Source organism: Arthrobacter sp. 10L424 (genome assembly GCF_056395325.1).
Genome location: NZ_JBFTJH010000004.1, coordinates 203,351 through 221,569 on the forward strand (window position 1 = coordinate 203,351; position 18,219 = coordinate 221,569).

An 18,219-nucleotide genomic window follows, 5' to 3' on the forward strand; every position below is an offset into this window, starting at 1 on the left:
GCGAATCGAGAGGAGCGGCCCGTGCAGGTCGGTGTCAGGCGGGAACAGTGTGCAGGCGAACGGCGGGTTGCGGCCACACCGGAGACGGTGCAGCAGCTCACCAACCTTGGTTTGAACGTGGCGGTGGAAACCAGCGCGGGCACCGAGGCCGGCTATGGCGACGCCGCTTTCGCAGCGGCCGGAGCATCGGTCGTTCCGGAGTTGAGCCCCGGTTCCCTGGATGTCCTGCTGCACGTCCGGCCGCTGGAACCGGAGACTGCCGCGGGCCTTCGGCCCGGCACCATCACCATCGGGTTCGCCTCCCCGGCGTCGGAACTGCCAACCGTGGACGCCCTCGCCGCTGCGGGTGTGACCTCGTTCGCGCTGGAGCTGGTCCCGCGCATCTCCCGGGCCCAGTCGATGGACGCGCTGAGTTCCCAATCGCTGGTCTCCGGCTACCGCGCCGTTCTGGAAGCGGCCATGCGCTATCCGAGGTTCTTCCCGCTCTACATGACGGCCGCCGGAACCATTCCGCCAGCCCGTGTGCTTGTCCTGGGCGCCGGCGTCGCCGGGTTGCAGGCGATTGGCACCGCGAAGCGCCTGGGGGCGAGGGTCTCCGCCAATGACATCCGGGCGGCCTCCGCCGACGAGGTCGCGTCCATGGGGGGAACCTTCATTCACCTGGACCTCGACACGGCGGCTGCCGCCGCGGAAGGCAGCGGCGGCTACGCCCGTGAGCTCGGCCAGGACCGGGCGCAACGCCAGCGCGCCCTGCTGGCCCCGCACGTCGCGGCGGCGGATGTCCTCATCACGACGGCGGCTATCCCCGGCCGCGCAGCCCCCTTACTCGTGACGACGGAGATGGTGGCTGGAATGCGGGCCGGTTCGGTCGTCGTCGACCTTGCGGCAGAGTCGGGCGGGAACGTGGAGGGCGTTATCGCGGGCCGGGACCTCCAGGTCCCGGTGGAGGGCGGGTCCGTGACCCTGGTGGGCCTGCAGGACGCCGCCTCGGCGATGCCTTCGGACGCGTCCCGGCTGTTCGCCAAGAATGTCGCGAACCTGCTGGCCCTGATGACAGCCGACGGCACGGTTGTTCCGGACTTCGACGACGAGGTTGTCGCCGGCGCCTGCCTCACCCACGGCGGCTGCGTTCTGCATGCCGCTACTGCCGAAGCATTGGAGGCCCTCAAGTGATGGATCCGATCACGCTGCTGACGGTGGTGGTGCTCGCGGTATTCGTGGGCTTCGAAGTCGTCTCCAAAGTGACAAGCAAGCTGCATACTCCGCTCATGTCCGGTGCCAACGCCATCCACGGCATCATCCTGGTGGGCGCCATCATCGTGGCCGGCCAGGCCGGCGACCCATGGTTGTTGACCATCGCCCTCATCGCCGTGGTTCTGGCGACCGCGAACCTGGTCGGCGGATTCGTCGTCACGGACCGGATGCTGGAGATGTTCGGCGGGCGGAAGCCCGCCCGGCCCGCCGCCGGTGCGGGGAAGGACGGCAAATGAACATCCTCGGCCCCTGGTGGACTGCCCTGTTCTACCTCGTGGCTGCGGTCTGCTTCATTCTCGCGCTGAAGGGATTGAGTTCTCCCCGGACAGCCCGGCGGGGCAACGCCATCGGAGCGGCCGGCGCGCTCGTGGCAGTGGTCACCGTGTTCCTCTCGGCCAAACTGGAGAACATCCCGCTGATCATTGCCGCGATCGCGGTTGGTTCCGCGGTGGCCGTCCCGGTGGCCAGGCGCGTGCAGATGACCCAGATGCCGCAACTGGTCGCGCTCTTCAATGGGGTCGGCGGCGGAGCCGCGGCGCTGGTGGCGGTACTGGAACTCGGCCACAGCGAAGACCCCTGGGTGCGGCTGGCCGTGGTGTTCACGATGCTGGTCGGTGCCGTGTCCTTCGCCGGCTCGGCTGTCACGGTGGGCAAGCTGCAGGAGCTGATCAGCACCCGGCCCCTGTTGTTCCCCGGGATGCCAGTGGTGATGGGTGCTGTGGTGCTGGGGGCGGTCGCAGCCGGAGGCTTCGTCGTGGCGACGGGTTCCACCGGCTGGGCAGTGGCGCTCATGGTGCTGGGCCTCGCGGCGGGACTCCTGCTGGTGCTGCCCGTCGGCGGGGCCGACGTGCCGATTGTGATTTCCCTGCTCAACGCGTTCACCGGCCTTGCGGTCGCAGCCTCCGGTATTGTGCTGGGCAATGTGCTCCTGCTGGTCGCCGGCACGCTGGTCGGGGCCAGCGGTACCATCCTGACCAAGGTGATGGCGTCCGCCATGGGCCGCGGTGTCGCCGGCATCATGTTCGGCGCCTTCCGGGGCGGCTCGACGGCGGGATCAACCGTGCAGAGCGACCGGCCGGTGCGCTCCTCCTCGCCCGAGGACGTGGCCGTACAGCTCGGCTATGCGCAGAGGGTGGTAATCGTCCCCGGTTACGGGCTTGCCGTGGCCCAGGGTCAGCACACGATCGCCGAGCTCGCCATTGCCCTGGCCGCCCGCGGCGTTGAGGTGGTCTTCGCCATCCACCCGGTGGCCGGGCGCATGCCGGGCCACATGAACGTGCTCCTCGCGGAGGCCAACGTTCCCTACGAGGCGCTGAAGGAGCTCGAGGAAGCCAACCCGGAGTTCCCGAACACCGACGTGGCGCTGATTGTGGGTGCCAACGACGTGGTCAATCCTGCGGCCAAGTCCACGCCAGGGGCGCCGATATACGGGATGCCGATCCTGGAGGTCGCGCAGGCCGGCCAGGTGGTGTTCCTCAAACGCTCCATGCGGCCGGGCTTCGCCGGGATCGAGAACGAGCTGCTGTTTGATCCCAAGACCACGCTCCTGTTTGGTGACGCCAAGGATTCCCTCACCCGGGTCCTGGGCGCCGTGAAGGCCCTCTAGCTGCAGTGTTGCTTGGCCAACTGCATGGTCCTCGCGTTCAGAACATTGCGTTCAGAACAGGGTGGGCTGCGCTGCCTCCGCGGTGTGGCTCCCGTGCCAGGCGCCGGCGAGGGCGGCCGGCCCGGGGATGCTGCCGGCGGGGTACTGCGCTTCCTCGTCCCTGGGATCGATGCTGTTGGGATCGTAGCTGACGGGGCCGGTGCTGTTGGGATCGTTGCTGCTTGGATCGCCGTCGAGGTCGCGGTGGCTGAAGCCCTGCGAGCCAGTGAAGCCGTGGCGGGCCTTGAAGTACCGGATGCGGCCCGACAGCCAGGCCCGGTACTCCTTGGAGGCGTAGGAACCCGTGCCGTACAGCCGGCGGTACTTTCCGGCGAGCTGGGGATGCTCCTTGGCGATCCACTGCATGAACCACTCCCGGGTTCCGGGCTTGAGGTAAAGGGCTCCCGCGGTCACACCGGTGGCGCCCGCCGCCGCCAGGGAGGCGAACAGGGAATCGAGGGCCTCGTCGCTGTCAGAGAGCCACGGCAGGATGGGCATGGCCATCACCCCGCAGGGCAGCCCCGCCTCCCGGAGCCGCGTGATCAGCTTCAAGCGCGCACGCGGACCGGGGGTGCCGGGCTCCACGGCTTCGGAGAGGCGCTCGTTCGTCATCGCCAGCGAGATGCCCACACCGACAGGCACCTGGGCTGCGGCATGCTTCAGCAACGGAATATCCCGGGCCAGCAGCGTGCCCTTGGTCAGGATCGACAGGGGAGTGCCGGAATCGGCCAGCGCCCCGATGATGCCCGGCATCAGCTGGTAGCGGCCCTCGGCCCGCTGGTAGGGATCCGTGTTGGTGCCCAGGGCCACGTGCTGCCGTCCCCACGACGGTTTGGCCAGTTCCCGGCGCAGGACCTCTGCGGCATTGATCTTCACCACCACCTGGCTGTCAAAGTCCAGCCCGGCGTCAAAGTCGAGGTACGTGTGGCTCTTCCGGGCGAAACAATAGACGCAGGCATGGCTGCAGCCGCGGTAGGGGTTGATGGTCCACTCGAACGGCATCCGGGAACCGGCGACCACTTTGTTGAGCACCGATTTGGCAGTGACCTCATGGAAAGTGACCCCGGCGAACTCGGGGGTGGTTACGGAGCGCACCAGCCCGATCAGGGGCAGCAGGGCATCCGTTGCAGGGGACTGGGCGCGCCCGCTCGTTTCTCCGGGTTCCCCGGCACCCGGGTCCCCGGTACTCGGGCCCTTGCCTGGGCCCTTGTCTCCGGGCGCCGGTTTGAGTGCTTGTGCGTCCCATCTCATGGCTCCATTCGAATATATGTTCGACTTTAAGTCAAGAGCCCGCGCCGCAGCGGAACCGCACGTTTCAGGACTGCGAAATGCCCGTCGGTTCCACAGACGGGCTGCATTGCTAGGCTGGGGCGATGATTCTCCTGACAGGGTTCGAACCGTTCGGCGGCGAGGGCACCAACCCGTCGTGGTCAGCCGCGCGGGAGGCCGCTGTCCGGCTCCGGGCCGAGGGGCTCGACGCGCAGGCTGTGGAGCTGCCCTGCGTCTTTGGCGACGCCATCCGTGTACTGGACGCTGCGCTGGAACGGTACCGCCCGGAGCTGGTGGTCTGCGCGGGCCAGGCCGGCGGGCGGGCCCGGATCTCGCTGGAGCGGATCGCGATCAACTGCGACGACGCGCGGATCCCGGACAATGCCGGCAACTCACCCGTAGACCTGCCCGTGGTCGACGGCGGACCCGCTGCCTACTTCAGCACCCTTCCGATCAAGGCGGCGCTCGCGGCCCTGCTGGCGGCCGGGATCCCGGCCGAGGTATCCCAGACCGCCGGCACCTACGTCTGCAACCACCTCTTCTACGGGCTGATGCACGCCCTGCGGCTTCGGCCCGGAACCCGGGGAGGCTTCGTCCACGTTCCATACGGGCCGGCCCAGCTGCCGCCGGGGAGCACCAGCCCGTCACTTCCGCTGGAGCAGCTGGCGGAGGCGCTCGCCGTCGTCGTCCGCAGTTCCCTGGCGACGACGGCGGACTTCAAGATCGCCGCCGGCGCGACGCACTAGGCCGGCCACGCACCAACCGGCCCTAAGCGCCGGTCCGTGTCTCCTGAGCGCCGCAGCCAGGTCAGGGGCTGAGCAGTGCGCGGCTGCTGGTCCGATTGATTTTTGGAGGGGGCGAAGGAAACCTGTTTTAGTCTTCTGTGGCGGCGGCATGAAGGCGATGATGAGGTTACCGACCTCCGCCGGCTCTCGATTTCGATCGGAGAAGCTCATGCTCAAGGCCCTGCTGTGCAAGCTGAATATTCAGCACGACTGGCATATTGAACACACTGACGATGGCGCCGTATATAAGCGCTGCAAACGTTGCGGGAAAGACGACGACAGCGGAGGCGGCGGTGCCGGTTCTTTTGGTGCCTGGGCAGGTCCGTCCGGGGGCTAGGGTGCCACGGGGCAGTCGCCGTCTCAGCCGAGCAGTTCCCACACGACGCCGACTGTGGCGCTGATGCTGGACTCGCCGGCCTCCACCGTGAGCGACTCCACTGCGGCGGCCCGCTGCATCTTCGCGACCGGGATGGGCGCCGCGTGGCCGGACTGCTGCTCGAGCGAGACCACGTTGCCCAGGGAAGCGCCGGCGAGTGACGCGAAGTGCCCGGCCGTGGTGAGGGCGTCCTGCCAGGCGGCTTCGCGGGCCCGGGCGGCGACGGCGGCAGGATCGGCGAAGCCGAGCTCCAGCCCGTTGAGCCGGACGTCGTTGCCGCCGGCTGCGACCGCGGCGGCGATGACCTCCGACGATGTTCCCAGTTCCCGGAGCCGGACACTCAGCGCGCTGGATGCCAGATAACCGGAGACGACCTGCCCCCGGCCCTCCTGCCAGTTCACCTCGGCGCGGACATTCAGGCCCGACGTCGTGATGTCCGGATTGGCGACGCCGAACCCGCGCAGTGCCGCGGTGATTGCGGCGGAGACCCGGCCCGCCTCGCCGTACGCCGCGCCGACGTCCTCCCGGCGGCACTCGACGCCGATCGAGAGGGTCAACAGGTCCGGGGCGGCTTCCGCGCTGCCGGATCCGGTGACTGAGATTGTCCTGGGGCTGTCGGTCATGTCATGCCTCGTTCCGTTGGGGATGTTCGGATCGTGTGCCGGGATCCCGTGCCCGGCTCCGGGTAGCCGCCGGCCTGCAGTCCGGCCCGGCGTTCGAAGAAATTACGCGAGCCGGGGTTGCCCGTCCGGAGCAGGGACCAGCCGGCGGCGAGGAAATACAACGGCAGGAAGGGCAGGCCCAGGCACCAGGCGTACTGGGTGCTGTGGCGCTCCTCGTGCCCCAGCAGCGCAGGGTTGGCCAGGACTTCCTCCGGCCCTGCGCGGTAGAGCACCACATTGCCCACCGTGAAGGCGGCGGCGTAGGGCAGCCGCCAGCGGTAGCCGGTGGCAATCAGCAGTCCCCGGGGTCCGCGGCTGACGGGTGAGCGGGCGCAGCCGGCCAGCAGCAACCCCAGCGGAGTTGTTGCATTCAGTACATTGGCCAGCTGCCGCAGCCGTTGTCCCGGCGTCATGAGGCCATGCTAGCCGGGCACCCCCGCCCTGCGGGATGGGAAACAGTGCTGGATAACTGGATTGCTGGATAGCTGGGTAGCACGGGAGCCGTGCGTGCGGGCAGGGCCGAAAACCGGGGGAGTGGAGGGTGAACGGGAGGTGGGCTGCGGGGCACCGTCACGTTCGGGCACCTGAGCCCGTTCAACTAGACTGAAAGGGAGTGCCCGCCGGAGCGATTTTTGGCGTGCCCTGTCCTTTGTCAACGCGCTGGTCCCTGAACCATTTCGAGGGTCCTGTGCCGTTGGCATGAACCGACTCGTAGCTAAGAACAGTAGATGACTGAAACTTTGCCGGGCGCCGGCGTCCCGAATCCCCTGGATGAAGCCGCCATCACCGCCGCCGTAGACCAGGCCGTTGCCGCCATCGCCGCCGCCTCCACGCTCGACGAACTCAAGGCCGTGCGCCTCGCGCACACCGGCGAGAAGTCAGCGCTGAGCCTGGCCAACCGTGAAATCGGCAGGCTGCCGAAGGACCAGAAAGCCGCGGCCGGCAAGCTCATGGGCTCCTCCCGCGGACGCGTCAACAAGGCGCTCGCGGACCGCACGGCCGAGCTCGAAGCCGAGAACGACGCCCGCATCCTGGTCGAGGAGACCGTCGACGTCACGGCGGCCCCGCGGCGCCGTCGTGCCGGTGCCCGACACCCGCTGTCCACCCTGCAGGAGCGCGTCGCGGACATCTTCGTCGGCATGGGCTGGGAGATCGCCGAAGGCCCCGAGGTCGAGTCGGAGTGGTTCAACTTCGACGCGCTGAACTTCAAGCCGGACCACCCGGCCCGCGAAATGCAGGACACCTTCTTCGTGGAGCCGCCCGAGGCGCACCTGCTGATGCGCACCCACACCTCGCCGGTGCAGGTCCGCTCCATGCTGGAACGCGATCTGCCCATCTACGTGCTGTGCCCCGGCAAGGTGTTCCGCACCGACGAACTCGACGCCACGCATACCCCGGTGTTCCACCAGTTCGAGGGCCTCGCCATCGACAAGAAGCTCAGCATGGCGGACCTCCGCGGCACCCTGGAGCACTTCGCGCGCCAGATGTTCGGCGACGAGGCCCAGATCCGGCTGCGCCCCAACTACTTCCCGTTCACGGAGCCTTCCGCCGAGCTGGACATCTGGCACCCCGGCGCCAAGGGCGGCCCCAGCTGGATCGAATGGGGCGGCTGCGGCATGGTCAACCCCAACGTGCTCCGCGCCGCCGGCATCGATCCGGACATCTATTCAGGTTTTGCCTTCGGCATGGGCATCGAGCGGACCCTTATGTTCCGCAACGAGGTCGGCGACATGCGCGACATGATCGAAGGCGACGTACGTTTCAGCGAGCACTTCGGGATGGAGATCTAACAGTGCGTATCCCCCTTTCCTGGCTGCGTGAATTCGCGCAGGTACCGGCCGGCGCAACGGCCGAAGACGTCATGGCGGACCTGGTCAAGGTCGGCTTTGAAGAAGAAGCGGTCCACCGGCCCACGGACGCCCTGCAGGGCCCCGTGGTGGTGGGCCAGGTCCTGAGCATCGTCAAGGAACCCCAGACCAACGGCAAGACCATTAACTGGTGCCAGGTCCGCGTGGTCCCCGAAGGACAGCAGCAGAGCCTCACCGGCGAGGGCATCGACCCCTCCGGTGTCCAGGGGATCATCTGCGGCGCCCACAACTTCGTGGAAGGCGACAAGGTGGTGGTCACCCTCCCCGGTGCCGTGCTGCCGGGCGACTTCCACATCTCCGCGCGGAAGACCTACGGGCACCTTTCCGCCGGCATGATCGCGTCCGTGCGCGAGCTCGGCATCGGCGAGGACCACGACGGCATCCTGGTGCTCTCCCGGATCGGGCTGGACCCGGAAATCGGCGCCGACGCCATGGAACTGCTGGATCTCTACGACCAGGCCGCCGAAATCAACGTCACCCCGGACCGCGGCTACGCGTTCTCGATCCGCGGTGTGGCCCGCGAGTACGCCCACGCCACCGGCACCTCCTTCACCGATCCGGCGTCGAAGGTCCAGGCTCCCGCGGCACTGGCCGGCGGCTACGGCGTCAAACTCAACGACGACGCCCCGATCTACGGCAAGCCCGGCTGTGACCGCTTTGTGGCCCGCACCGTCCGCGGCGTCGACGCCACCAAGCCGACGCCGCCGTGGATGTCTTCCCGGCTGCGGCTCGCCGGCATCCGCTCCATCTCCCTGCCGGTGGATATCTCCAACTACGTCATGCTCGAACTCGGGCAGCCCACTCACTGCTACGACCTGGACAAGCTCACGGGCGACATCGTGGTCCGCCGGGCCGTGGCCGGCGAAAAGATCACCACCCTGGACGAGAAGGTCCGGGCGCTCGACGTCGAGGACCTGCTGATCACCGACGGCTCCGGCGCGATCGGCATCGCCGGCGTGATGGGCGGCGCCGCGACCGAGGTCAGCGATTCGACGTCGAACGTCCTCGTTGAGGCGGCGCACTTCGACGAGGTGTCCATCGGACGCTCCCGCCGCCGCCACAAGCTGCCGTCCGAAGCCTCCAAGCGGTTCGAACGCGGAGTGGACTGGCACGTGGCCGGCACCGCCGCGCAGCGCGTCGTTGACCTTCTGGTCGAACTCGCCGGCGGCACCGCGGATGAGGCAGGGACCGACGTCGGGACCGCGCCGGACACCGTCACCGTCGAGCTGCCCGCAGCCTTCGCCGCGGAACGGATCGGCATCGACTTCACCGAGGAACAGATCGTCACCTCGCTTGAGGACCTGGGCGCCGTCGTGGTGAAGAACGACGGAGGCTACAACGTGACGGCCCCGAGCTGGCGCAATGACCTGGAAACCAAGGAGGACCTTTCCGAGGAGATCGCCCGGCTGGTCGGCTACGACCAGATCCCGGCGAGCCTTCCCGTGGCGCCTCCCGGCCGTGGCCTGACCCGGGTCCAGCAGCAGCGCCGGCGCCTGGTCCAGGCCCTGGCCGCCTCCGGACTTACCGAGGTCCTGGCCTACCCGTTCGTGTCCAAGGCCGCCAATGAAACCTTCGGCGTGTCCACGGAAGGAACGCCGCGCAAGGCCCTCAAGCTCGCCAACCCGATCAGCGAGGAGCACGGCTACCTGCGCACCTCGATCCTGCCCGGCCTGATCGACGCCGCCAAGCGCAACCACTCGCGCGGCTTCCGCGACCTGGCGCTGTTTGAGGCCGGCCTCGTGTTCCTGCCCGGCGACACGCTCGGCACCGCGTCGATCCCGCCGCTTGGCGTCAAGCCGGGCGATGAGGTCCTGGACGGCCTGTACGACGGCGTCCCGGACCAGCCGCTGTACGTCGCCGCCGTGCTCACCGGACACGACTCACCGGCCGCCGCAGCGCACACGCCCCGGGCGTGGGACTGGGCCGACGCGCTGGACATCGCCAGGACCGCCGGCGACGTGCTCGGCGTCGAGATCGTGATCAGCCAGGGGCAGCACCAGGCCTTCCACCCGGGACGGACCGCCCAGCTGGCGCTCCGCACCGGCGAGGTCCTGGGCTTCGCCGGCGAGCTGCACCCGAAGCTGCTGGCCGCGCACGACATGCCCGAGCGGTCGGTGGCGATCGAATTCAACGCGGACGCCCTCTTTGAGGCGGCCGCCGACGTGATCGTCGCCCGGCACATCTCCACGTACCCGGTAGCCACCCAGGACGTCGCCCTCGTGGTGCCGCAGGAGGTCCCGGCGGAAGAGGTGCTCGCGGCCCTGCGCGAAGGCGCCGGCGAACTGCTCGAAGACGTCGCACTCTTCGACGTGTACGCGGGCAAGGGCATCGAGGACGGCAAGAAGTCGCTGGCCTTCAGCCTGCGCTTCCGTGCCATGGACCGCACGCTGACCGCGGACGAGGCGTCCGCGGCCCGCGAGGGCGCCGTTGCCGTGGCCCACGAGCGCTTCGGAGCAGTCCAACGCTAAAGCAGCCGGGGCACAGGGGAACCCTCGCCGTCGCCGGAATCACCGTCCGGTCCGTTCGTCTTGCCGACGTCGGACCGGACGGTGAGGTCTTTCTCGGTGCCGCCGAACGCGCACGCGCCGCAGGCATCAAGGACCCGGGCGCCCGGCGGGACTTCCTGGCCGGCAGGATCGCGCTAAGGGAATTCGCCGCCGGAATCCTGGAAGTGCGCCCCGGGGAACTGACTGCCGCCTACACCTGCCCGGAGTGCGGGACGGGGCCGGAGCTTGACCACGGCCGGCCCGGCTACCTGCTTGGTGCTGCCCCCGCCGGTCTGCTTTTGAGCCATTCCCGCAGCCGTGGCTGGGCCCTGCTGGCCGCGGGTCACAGCCGTGCCGCGGGTGCGATCGGCGTCGATCTGGAGCACAGTTCAGGCGTCGTGTTCGAGGGGTTCGACGACGTCGCCCTCACCCCGGCGGAGCGGCAGCTGCTCGCGGCGCTGGCGCCGGAGGAGGCGATGCCTTGGCGGGCAGCCGCCTGGGCGCGCAAGGAAGCCCTGCTGAAGGCGCGCGGCACCGGGCTGCGGGTCGATCCGGCCACGGTTGAGGCCTTCGCGGAGCCCGCCGACGGCACTGCCGTCGTTGATCTGGACACGGTTGCCCTGGGCTTGCCGGCCGGCTTTGCCGCCGCGCTGGCCGTCGTGGGAAGTGTCTAACAGCGGCAAGCGGGCTGGTAGCCCCTCCGGTTAGCGCTTTTCCCGGTCGAGAGCCGGTGCCTGCCGGGGATGTTTTAGGGCACACTGGTGGCGTGAGCGGAATCCGGTGGGTGCTGCACGTCGATCTCGACCAGTTCATCGCGGCGGTCGAAGTGCTCCGGCGCCCGGAGCTTGCGGGCAAACCGATCATTGTCGGCGGTCGGGGCGACCCCACGGAACGAGCCGTCGTGTCGACTGCATCCTACGAGGCCAGGGCGTTTGGCGTGGGCTCCGGCATGCCGTTACGCATCGCGGCGCGGAAAGTGCCGGACGCCGTGATCCTGCCCGTCGACCACGAGGCCTACCTCGCGGCGTCGGAAACGGTGATGGCTACCTTGCGCGCGCAGCCCGGCGCCACCGTGCAGGTGCTGGGTTGGGATGAAGCCTTCGTTGGCATTGAGACAGAGGACCCGGAAGCTTACGCCCGGCAGGTGCAGGCCGCGGTCCTGGAGCAAACTCAGCTGCATTGCAGCGTGGGCATCGGCGACACCCTGGTCCGGGCCAAGGTCGCCACCGGTTTCGGCAAGCCGGCCGGCGTCTTCCGACTCACTGCCGGGAACTGGATCGACGTCATGGGAAGCCGGCCCACCAAGGACCTGTGGGGCGTCGGAACCAAAGTGTCGGGCCGGCTGGCCAAACTCGGCATCAATACCGTCGCCGAACTGGCCGCCTCCGACCCCCGGGACCTGGTCCCAGAATTCGGCCCCAGAATGGGTCCGTGGTACGCGGAGCTGGGCCGCGGTGACGGCACCAGCGTCGTGGACGACACCCCGTGGGTTGCCCGCGGGCACAGCCGGGAGACCACCTTCCAGCGGGACCTGACCGACCCGGCCCAGGTGGACGACGCCGTGCGGGAGCTGACGGCGCATGTCCTCGAAGATGTGGTGGCCGAAGGACGGCCCGTGATTGGACTGACCCTGAAGGTCCGCTACGCGCCGTTCCTCACCAAGACCCACGCGCGGAAGATCCCCGAGACCTTCGACCGGAACGAAATCCTCACGCGGGCCTTGGACCTCGCAGCCGGAATCGAAGCGGGCCGTCCCATCCGGCTCCTGGGCCTGCGGGCCGAGATGACAATGCCCGACGATGCCCGACAAGGACATACGCCGACGCGCGGCGGTTGGTGACGGCGTCGTTCGTCTGAAAAGTCGTCTCCGTCCCGTTTGGGAAACCTCAAAATGGGCGGCCGCGGGGATGATCTGTTCGAGTAGCCGTGCGGGTGTCAGTTCTTCTTCAGTTCCTCGGCGAGCATCACGATGATGCCGCTGGGGCCGCGGACGTAGGTGAGCTTGTAGACGTCCTTATAGGTCGCCACGCCGCGTAGCGGATAGCAGCCGTGCTTCGCAGCTACCTCAAGGGCTTTGTCTAGGTCGTCGACCGAGAAAGCCACGCGGTGCATACCGATCTCGTTGGGACGGGTGGGTTCCGATTCGATCGCTTCGGGGTGGATGTACTCGAAGAGTTCAAGCTGCCCGTGACCGTCCGGCGTTTGGAGCATCGCTATGTTGGCGTGGTTTCCATCAAGGCCGACGGCAGTGTCGGTCCACTCGCCACTGACCGTGTCACGGCCAACGACCGTGAGCCCGAGGTCGGTGAAAAAGGAAATCGTTGCTTCGAGGTCGCGAACCGCGATACCGACGTTCTCAAGTTTGATGGCCATGCGTTGAACCTACCAAGGCGGATCGGTTAGCTCCAGAGGCGGCAAGGCTGGCGCCCCTCGTCGGCGGCTTCCTCGAAGACCTCCTGCTCCTCAGCAGGTGGCCGGCCAAGCGTGGCTGCAGTTCAGCCGGCCGCCGGCAGCGGCGGCAGGGCCTCCTGGTACAGCCAAGGGTGCAGCAGCGACTCGGTATCGAGCCCGGTCGCGTGGTCCGCGGTGAGAATGAACTGCTGAGTAGAGACCGAGCCGTGACGGTTCTGGCTTGCCCAGTCGTGCAGCAGCGAGAAGAACGCCAGGTCTCCGCAGCGCAGGCGCAGGGCGTGCAGCGCCAGGGCGCCGCGCTTGTAGACCCGGTCGTCGAACATCAGCTCGGGGCCGGGGTCGCCCACGAGCAGGTCCTGTTTGCCGGCGGCGAGCTTCCGCCAGGCAGCGGCGGCCCGCCGGGCCACCGTCAGGACACCGGCCTCTTCGGACCAGATCCACTCGGCGTAGCAGGCAAATCCCTCGTGCAGCCAGATGTCCTTCCACGAGGCGGCCGTCAGTGAGTTCCCGAACCACTGGTGGGACAGCTCGTGCGCGATGAGCCGCTGCGACTCCCAGTCCTGCCCCAGATGGTTGGGGCCGAAGATCGACAGGCTCTGCGCCTCCAGCGGGATCTCCAGTTCATCCCCGGCCACCACGACGGTGTACTCGGCGAACGGATACGGGCCGAAACAATCGATGAAGGTGCGCATCATCTCGGGCTGCCTTGCCAGGCCCCTGCGGGCCGCCTCTGCCAGCTCCGCCGGAACAGCCGCATACTGGGGCACCTGGACCGCCGGGCGGACGGGGTTGAGCGCCAGGAGTTCGTAGCGGCCGATCTGGACCGTGGCAAGGTACGTGGCCATCGGCTCCGACTGCTCGTAGACCCAGGTCTCGCGGCTGGACCTGGTGGTGCGCGAGACCAGGATCCCGTTGCACACAGCCCGGTAGTTCGCGTCCGTTGTCACCGAGATCCGGTAGCTCGCCTTGTCCTTCGGATGATCGTTGCAGGGGAACCAGGACGGTGCGCCGTTCGGCTGGCCGGCCACCAGCACCCCGTCGGTGAGCTCCTCCCAGCCGACCTCGCCCCACAGCCCGCGGCGAGGAGAGGGATTGCCCACGTAACGGATGTCCAGCGTAAATTCCTCACCGGGCAGCAGGGCGGCTTCGGGGACGACGACGAGCTGGTCGGCGCGGTGGCTGAACCTCCGGACCCTCCGCCCGGAGAGCTGGACCTTGGTGGCACGGAGCCCGGTCAGATCCAGCACGATGGCCGACGTCGGGCGTTGCGTCACGGCGTGCACCACCGCGCGCCCGTTCAGGCGGTTGCTGCTGAGCTTGTAGTCCAGATCGAGTTCGTAGCGGGTGACACGGTAGGCATCCGTGCCGTGGCCCGGCAGATAAGGATCGGGGGAGCCGGCAGTATCGTCCGAGGGCAGGCCGCTTCCGCTGCCTGGTGCGACAGTGGAACTCGGTGGCGTGGAACTCATCAACCGTCTTTCGGGATTGCAGGGGCGGGAGGACGGGGCGGGGCTACTTCAGTTTGGGGACGGGCGCGGCCGGGCCGCCCCAGGGGCTCACGGGATTGCCCATCCAGTACGTCCCGGCGGGCACCGTTTCACCCCGCATCACGAGGGACGCAGGGCCCACCGTGCCGCCTGTGCCGATCCGGGCCTGCGGGAGGATGACTCCATGCGGTCCCATCGTTGCCCCGTCATCGAGCGTAACAGTGTCGATGCTCATGACCCGATCGTGGAAGAGATGGGTCTGGACCACGCAGCCGCGGTTCACCGTGGAGTTCCGGCCCAGCGTGACGAGGTCAGCTTCGGGCAGCCAGTAGCTTTCGCACCACGTGCCCGCGCCGATCTTGGCACCCAGGGCCCGGAGCCACCAGACCAGGGCCGGGGTGCCGCTGGCAGAGCGGGCGAACCAGGGGGCGCTGACCATTTCGATGAAGGTGTCCACCACCTCGTTGCGCCAGATGAAGGAGCTCCACAGCGGATGCTCGCCGGGCTTGATGCGCCCGACCAGCAGCCACTTCGCCACGACGGCGCTGCCCGCCGCCACGGCGCCGGCGAGGAGGATTACGACGCCGCCCAGCAGGGCAGCGACGCCGTAGTTGAAAACTGTTGCCAGCCAGTCGAAGGCGAGGAAGACCCCGGCGGCGATCGCGACCGTTGTCATTACCGGGACAAAACGGCACAGCTCCCACAACGCCCGGGCAACCTTGAGCTTCAGCGGCGGCTGGTAGGTTCTTGTGTCGTCGGAAGCGATGGCAGTGCGCCGGAGCCGGACCGGCGGGCTGCCCAGCCAGGAGGTCCCGGATTTCGCCTTGGCCGGAGTCGCCGAGAGCACGGCCACGAGGGAGTTCTTGGGCACGTTGCGTCCTGCGGCGGTCATGCCGGAGTTGCCAAGGAAGGAGCGTTTGCCGATTTTGGCCGGCGCGATCCGCAGCCAGCCGCCGTCGAGCTCGTAGGACGCCACCATCGTGTCGTCGGCCAGGAAGGCGCCTTCGCCGACCGTGGTCATTTTGGGGATCAGCAGAACAGTGGAGGCCTCCACGTTTTTGCCGATCCTGGCGCCGAGCAGGCGCAGCCAGGCCGGGGTGAACAGGCTGGCGTAAATCGGGAAGAGCAGGTCGCGGGCCAGGTCCAGGACCCGCTCCGTGGCCCAGACCTGCCAGCCGATCCTGCTCCGGACCCGGTAGTACCCTTCGGCCAGGCCGATGCCGAGGAGCCGGGTGGTCAGGAGTATCAGCACAAGGTTGGTCAGGAACCAGACCAAAGCGGCCGGCGGCAGCGACAGCAGGAGCTGCGGGAGTGCGGCGCCCAGCGATTCGCTGCCGCGAATGAAGCCAAAGACCACCAGCGCCGCGGCCGCAGCGGAGACGTAGGGAATCAGGGCCAGGACGGCCGAGGCGGCCGCGAAGCCGGTGAACCAGAGCCGGCCGATCAGCGGGTGGTGCGGGGGAGCGTCCGGCCAGGAGGGCTTGGCTTTGCCGCGGCGCTCGGCCGGGGAACCGGCGACAAGTTGCCCGGATTTCACCTTGCCCAGGACGGCCGAACCGGGTTCCACCTTCGCCCCGGCTCCGATCGTGGCGCCCGGCATGAGGGTACTGCGTGCCCCGACCGTGGCGCCGGGTCCGATGCGGATGGCCCCGATGTGGACGACGTCGCCGTCGATCCACCAGCCGGACAAGTCGACCTCGGGTTCGACGTTGCAGCCGTTGCCGAGCGAGAGCAGTCCGGTGACGGGCGGCAACGAGTGCAGCTGGACATTGTTGCCGATTTTCGCTCCGAGCGCCCGGGCGTAGTACGGCACCCAGGGGGCGCTGGCCAGGCTGATGGCGCTGGCCAGGTCCTGGATCTGTTCGGCCAGCCAGAGGCGCAGGTGGACCCGGCCGGAGCGCGGGTACGTCCCCGGCACCACCTTGCGGAGCAGCAGGCGGGCCGCAGCGACGGAGATCAGCATCCGGCCCGCCGGGCTAACGAAGATGAGCCACGACGCGCCCACCCACCACCAGGACACCGTGGGGGCCGCCGTGAAACCGGCGAAGGAGGCGAGCAGATTGTTCGCCGCCATCAGGTACGTCAGCCAGCGCATGCCCACGAGGATGTGCAGCGGAACGCCCATCAGGGTCTGGAAGGCCTGCGACTTGCGGGCCGTCGGCCGGACCGTGCGCTCCGGTGCCGGGCCGGCGCCGCCGTCGGGCAGGGACTGGCGCGCGACGTCGATGAGCGCCCCGATCCGGGGAGTGGCGTAGATGTCAGCCACCGTGATGGTGGGGTAGCGGACGCGAAGGGCCGAGACCAGCTGCGCGGCGGCGAGGGAGCCGCCTCCATAGGCGAAGAAATCGGCGTCGAGGTTGGACACGGCGCTGCCCAGCACGGCACCCCACTGCTCCACGATCCAGGTTGCGTCGTCCGGCAGGTTCAGCGGGGCCGCTGCGGTGTCGGCGGCTCCGGCGCCCGCCAGGGGCCACGGCAGCGCGTGCCGGTCCACCTTGCCGCTGGTCTTGGTGGGCAGCGAATCAACCACGGTCAGCAGCGGGATCAGCGGCGCCGGCAGGCTGTCGCCGAGCAGCTCCCGGGCGGCGGCCAGATCGAGATCCCGGCCCCCGGCCGGGGCTAGGTAACCGACGAGGATCTGGTTGCCGGCCGCCGTCGTCTGCACCGCGGCCGCCGCGCCCGCGACATCCGGCAGCGACTGCAGGGCGGCGTCGATTTCGCCGAGTTCGATCCGGCGCCCGCCGAGCTTGACCTGTTCGTCGGCGCGGCCCTGGAAGATCAGCCCCGCGGCCTCGTAGCGGACCAGATCGCCCGAGCGGTAGGCGCGCGCCCAGCCCAGCGACGGCATCGGGGCGTACTTCTCGGCGTCCTTCGCGGGGTCCAGGTACCGGGCCAGGCCGACGCCGCCGATGATCAATTCGCCGACTTCACCCTCCCCGACCGGCAGGGAATTGGCGTCCACGACGGCGAGGTCCCAGCCGTCCAGCGGCAGGCCGATCCGTACCGGACCGGGACCGCCCAGCGGTGCCGCGCAGGCGACGACGGTGGCCTCGGTGGGCCCGTAGGTGTTCCAGACCTCGCGGCCTTCGACGGCGAGCCGTTCGGCGAGGTCCGGCGGGCACGCTTCGCCGCCGAAGATCAGCAGGCGGACGCTTTCGAGGGACTCCACCGGCCACAGCGCGGCGAGGGTGGGCACCGTGGAAACTACCGTGATGCCGTGGCTGATCAGCCACGGGCCAAGGTCCATGCCGGTCCGGACCAGGGCCCGGGGCGCCGGGACGAGGCAGGCGCCGTGCCGCCACGCGAGCCACATTTCCTCGCAGGAGGCGTCGAAGGCGACAGAGAGCCCGGCCAGGACACGGTCCTGCGCCCCGACCGGATCGTCCTGCTGGAAGATCCGGGCTTCGGCGTCGACGAAGGCCGCCGCAGAGCGGTGCTGCACCGCCACGCCTTTGGGGGTCCCGGTGGAACCCGAGGTGAAGATGACCCAGGCGTCGTCGTCCGGGCCGGGAAGCCGCGGAGCGGGGAACGGGCGGGGCCGCTGGCCCTCCGTCATAATCTCCCCGGCTCCGCGTAATATGCCGGCGACCCGGGCCTCGCCGAACACGAGCCGGGCCCGCTCCTCCGGGTCGTCGGCGTCCACCGGGACGTACGCGGCCCCGACCATCAGGATGGCCAGGATCGAGACGTAGAGCAGGTTGGTGCCGGAGGGAATCCGGACCCCGATTTTGTCGCCGGCGCCGAGGCCGGCGAGGTGCAGCTCCTTCGCCCTGGCCCGGACCGCAGCCAGGAGCTGGGCGTAACTGAGCGATTCGTGGCCGTCGTCGAGGGCGGAGGCATCCGGGAAGCGCGCGGCGGTGTCCTGCAGGATGTCGACCAGGGTCCGCTCCGGCGGTGCCGCCAGGGACCCCGGAAGCTGCGGCCGGAACGCCGGGCTCACGGTGGCGAGGGCCTGCGGAGGGCCGCTGTGTTGCG

14 protein-coding genes are annotated in these 18,219 nt (G+C 68.9%); 8 read left to right on the forward strand and 6 right to left on the reverse strand.

Features of this window, described 5'->3' with window-relative positions:
• Positions 1-21 precede the first annotated feature (21 nt).
• The 3 genes from AC1DC5_RS10715 to AC1DC5_RS10725 are packed head-to-tail and all read left to right on the forward strand — an operon-like array spanning position 22 to position 2,860.
• Complete coding sequence (locus AC1DC5_RS10715; protein WP_476865097.1) at positions 22-1,173, forward strand: Re/Si-specific NAD(P)(+) transhydrogenase subunit alpha; 1,152 nt, start codon at positions 22-24, stop codon at positions 1,171-1,173.
• The gene (locus AC1DC5_RS10720; protein WP_224049695.1) at positions 1,173-1,490 is read left to right on the forward strand and encodes an NAD(P) transhydrogenase subunit alpha part 2; all 318 of its coding nucleotides are present in this window, start codon (positions 1,173-1,175) and stop codon (positions 1,488-1,490) included. The genes AC1DC5_RS10715 and AC1DC5_RS10720 overlap by 1 nt, the downstream gene beginning before the upstream one ends.
• On the forward strand, positions 1,487-2,860 hold the full coding sequence (locus AC1DC5_RS10725; protein WP_476865098.1) for an NAD(P)(+) transhydrogenase (Re/Si-specific) subunit beta: 1,374 nt from the start codon (positions 1,487-1,489) through the stop codon (positions 2,858-2,860). The genes AC1DC5_RS10720 and AC1DC5_RS10725 overlap by 4 nt, the downstream gene beginning before the upstream one ends.
• A gap of 51 nt (positions 2,861-2,911) precedes the next feature.
• Here the strand turns inward: AC1DC5_RS10725 and AC1DC5_RS10730 are convergent, their stop codons facing one another.
• The gene (locus tag AC1DC5_RS10730) at positions 2,912-4,150 is read right to left on the reverse strand and encodes an Rv2578c family radical SAM protein (RefSeq protein WP_476865099.1); all 1,239 of its coding nucleotides are present in this window, start codon (positions 4,148-4,150) and stop codon (positions 2,912-2,914) included.
• A gap of 122 nt (positions 4,151-4,272) precedes the next feature.
• Between AC1DC5_RS10730 and pcp the strand changes: the two genes are divergently transcribed.
• Positions 4,273-4,914, forward strand: coding sequence for a pyroglutamyl-peptidase I (pcp, locus tag AC1DC5_RS10735; protein ID WP_476865100.1), 642 nt, complete (start codon positions 4,273-4,275; stop codon positions 4,912-4,914).
• Positions 4,915-5,313: 399 nt separating this feature from the next.
• Here pcp and AC1DC5_RS10740 read toward each other — a convergent pair whose 3' ends face one another.
• Both AC1DC5_RS10740 and AC1DC5_RS10745 read right to left on the reverse strand, forming a co-directional pair.
• Positions 5,314-5,952 carry an SIMPL domain-containing protein gene (locus AC1DC5_RS10740; RefSeq protein WP_476865101.1) on the reverse strand — a complete coding sequence of 213 codons (639 nt, stop codon included), beginning with the start codon at positions 5,950-5,952 and terminating at the stop codon, positions 5,314-5,316.
• On the reverse strand, positions 5,949-6,404 hold the full coding sequence (locus tag AC1DC5_RS10745; protein ID WP_476865102.1) for a hypothetical protein: 456 nt from the start codon (positions 6,402-6,404) through the stop codon (positions 5,949-5,951). The genes AC1DC5_RS10740 and AC1DC5_RS10745 overlap by 4 nt, the downstream gene beginning before the upstream one ends.
• Positions 6,405-6,719: 315 nt before the next feature.
• On the opposite strand from AC1DC5_RS10745, the gene pheS reads away from it, so the two are divergent.
• The 4 genes from pheS (at position 6,720) to AC1DC5_RS10765 (ending at position 12,185) form a co-directional block, all read left to right on the forward strand.
• A complete protein-coding gene (gene pheS, locus AC1DC5_RS10750; protein WP_441405419.1) occupies positions 6,720-7,781 on the forward strand; it encodes a phenylalanine--tRNA ligase subunit alpha in 1,062 nt (353 codons plus the stop codon).
• Between the two features lie 2 nt (positions 7,782-7,783).
• Positions 7,784-10,327, forward strand: coding sequence for a phenylalanine--tRNA ligase subunit beta (gene pheT, locus AC1DC5_RS10755; RefSeq protein ID WP_476865103.1), 2,544 nt, complete (start codon positions 7,784-7,786; stop codon positions 10,325-10,327).
• Positions 10,328-10,530: 203 nt separating this feature from the next.
• Complete coding sequence (locus AC1DC5_RS10760; protein ID WP_476865104.1) at positions 10,531-11,019, forward strand: 4'-phosphopantetheinyl transferase family protein; 489 nt, start codon at positions 10,531-10,533, stop codon at positions 11,017-11,019.
• A 92-nt stretch (positions 11,020-11,111) separates the two neighbouring features.
• On the forward strand, positions 11,112-12,185 hold the full coding sequence (locus tag AC1DC5_RS10765) for a DNA polymerase IV (protein ID WP_441405416.1): 1,074 nt from the start codon (positions 11,112-11,114) through the stop codon (positions 12,183-12,185).
• A gap of 95 nt (positions 12,186-12,280) precedes the next feature.
• Here the strand turns inward: AC1DC5_RS10765 and AC1DC5_RS10770 are convergent, their stop codons facing one another.
• The 3 genes from AC1DC5_RS10770 to AC1DC5_RS10780 all read right to left on the reverse strand — a co-directional run bounded on the left by AC1DC5_RS10770 (position 12,281) and on the right by AC1DC5_RS10780 (position 18,184).
• Positions 12,281-12,718: a VOC family protein gene (locus AC1DC5_RS10770; RefSeq protein WP_476865105.1), complete on the reverse strand. Its 438-nt coding sequence runs from the start codon at positions 12,716-12,718 to the stop codon at positions 12,281-12,283.
• A 122-nt stretch (positions 12,719-12,840) separates the two neighbouring features.
• The gene (locus AC1DC5_RS10775; RefSeq protein WP_476865106.1) at positions 12,841-14,226 is read right to left on the reverse strand and encodes a M1 family metallopeptidase; all 1,386 of its coding nucleotides are present in this window, start codon (positions 14,224-14,226) and stop codon (positions 12,841-12,843) included.
• A 43-nt stretch (positions 14,227-14,269) separates the two neighbouring features.
• Complete coding sequence (locus tag AC1DC5_RS10780) at positions 14,270-18,184, reverse strand: Pls/PosA family non-ribosomal peptide synthetase (protein WP_476865127.1); 3,915 nt, start codon at positions 18,182-18,184, stop codon at positions 14,270-14,272.
• Positions 18,185-18,219 lie beyond the last annotated feature (35 nt).